Annotated in this window: 2 protein-coding genes; one reads left to right on the forward strand and one right to left on the reverse strand. The window is 37.8% G+C overall.

The window, feature by feature from the left end; genetic code table 11:
• Positions 1-414, reverse strand: a 414-nt coding sequence (locus AB6D58_RS24240; protein ID WP_372158777.1) for a tyrosine-type recombinase/integrase, incomplete at its 3' end; no start/stop codon positions are given.
• A gap of 1,218 nt (positions 415-1,632) precedes the next feature.
• Here AB6D58_RS24240 and AB6D58_RS24245 point away from each other — a divergent pair.
• Complete coding sequence (locus tag AB6D58_RS24245; RefSeq protein WP_229648681.1) at positions 1,633-2,106, forward strand: GNAT family N-acetyltransferase; 474 nt, start codon at positions 1,633-1,635, stop codon at positions 2,104-2,106.
• Positions 2,107-2,360: the final 254 nt, after the last annotated feature.

Here is a 2,360-nt window from a genome sequence, read left to right on the forward strand (position 1 = left end):
CAACCCCAGATTAGAAGCCCATCTCCTCACTAAGTATCGATAGTACGAATAGCTAATCGGTTGTTGCTTTCGCCTTTGGCTTGGGAAAATAAAATTGCTGTCATGTAGCGAAGCCATCAAAATCCATTTCATTAGACTCTGTTGAGTTCTTGTCGTTATCTCAAATTGAACTTCAATATCTGTTTTGCGCTGGATATGCTTAACGCGGTTAAATATCCGATCTTGCGAAGATACATCGCAAACTCTGAGAACGAGCAAATCACTTGCTCTAAGTTTGCTATCAATAGCTAAGTTGAGCAACGCAAGCTGCATCAAATTATTTTCAATTTCTAATCTGGTTCTGATCCGCCAAATTTCCTCAAGCCGAAAAGGCTTTTTGACGCCACTTCGTTTCGTTTTGTTGAAAACTACCATGATGACCTCCTTTTTAATTTGGTCATCACGATTGTAGTTGGAAGGAAATGGACAAAAGCGTGTCAGTGATTTTACTAATTTAGTAAACAATGAATTACTACAAGTATATAAAGTCGTTTAATCAACTTCCATGAGTGATGTCAATCTGAGTGATATGTCGGCCAAGCACAGCATTTTTGTGAATCGTTGTATTTTTATCACAGGTTTATCCAATACAGTCCCGCTTTAGACGTAAGAAGCTACGCTGCTATCAATTCATTAGGAGCAACATCTTATGACTATTAGATAAAACCGACATTAACGTTGAACTTTATGAAAACAATACATCAAGGTTTGAACTGGCAACTTAATAAATACGCTTTCATTATGTAATGATTTTACTTACAAAGTCATACTGTCATAGACAAAAGATTCCGCAATAATACGTCAAATGGTATGAGTTAAAACTTATATGGCGGTTCGTATCATTGGTGTTAAGTTTGGCTACACCAATTACGCAAACTAAAAAAATAGTGCAGAAAAGCTTTCGATAACATTAGCTTCAATATTCCAGGGCTGTGTCTATTTTTGCATTGCGATTGGCCATCTTCGATAACATCAAGATGTGGCCTACACTAAAACTTCAGGGTAACCAGCACTCTTTCTTTAACGCTTACCGAACTAGTTGTCCAAATTTAAACAAGTGGACTCGATATGAGAGCAAGTGCGCCTAATGAGAGAGCACTCGTCAATGGAATGAACGTCAGTGTTGAATGCAAAGGCGATAAGATATTGGCCACCATTTTAGCTGATAAGTGATATACAAAATGTAGCTGGCTGAGAACACATTAAAGTTATCTTTAATCACACTCGTCAGTATTCTATCAGGGAGTTTGTTTTGGGTTTTGTGACGGCACTATTGTAAAAATACTATACGTACCCTATTTTTGAATCATCGTGGGCAACGCTTGGAACTAATATTTCTGTCATGGGGGCAGGCAAAAAGGAAACAATAACTTCCATCATCGTTTTTAATTAAGACATACATATACCTTAATTAAAAAAATTGGCGCGTTCTAATATGCGCCAGATAAAGAGATCTATAAGATACTTGAAGAGTCTATGTTAAAAGACAGGAGCAAAAGCGACATTACCATTTTGATAACTCAAGATTAGCTTATCAAGATCCTTACATTGGCCAGTTACTTTTAATGAAACACCTACCCAAGGTAAATAAGCATGAATAAAATTAGCTTTTTAAAAATAAACAATACCATTATCAATGACATTATTGATCTCTCAGTGGAAGAGTCTCAAAAACAACTCATTGCTAACAACGCAGAGTGGCTTGCAGAAGCCAGTTTTAACGACGATAGTATCAACTATGGTATTTACTTAAACAATAAACCTGCGGGGCTAATCTCTCTGATTGACCCTAGAATACTGGACACACACGATGAACACTTTCAAAAGGAGCATTTATATGTATGGCGCATCATGATTGACCATCGTTTCCAAGGAAAAGGATTGGGGAGTCAAGCGATTAACTTCAGTAAGAAATACGCTTCCATTACCGGTTTAAAAGGCGTCTCCCTGACCACGATGGATAAAGAAAAAGGCAATGCTCTCTCTATTTATCAAAAGCTTGGTTTTATACCAACGGGCAGAAGACTTGATGATGAAATTGAATTAATTTTTGGCTTAAAGGAATGAGTGGATAAACAAGTCAGATGGTGTGTCTGGGACGGCTATTTGGCCGCCTCATTTTATACTTCAACTGTAAAGGTATTGAAGAGTTCATTCAAAAACGCTGACCCCTCGTGCACTCTCACCTCCCCCCGGTCACAGAGTAACCAACAATCAAATTGACTCTTATTCAGTCTCCGTAACCTTTAAAGATCTTGAATCGCTTGTAAGCGTGCCATGAACACCGCATTCTAATCCTTCAGCACGAAGAATAAGATCAA

The sequence above is a fragment of the Vibrio sp. 10N.239.312.D08 genome, from assembly GCF_041466145.1.
Taxonomy (GTDB): domain Bacteria; phylum Pseudomonadota; class Gammaproteobacteria; order Enterobacterales; family Vibrionaceae; genus Vibrio; species Vibrio crassostreae_C.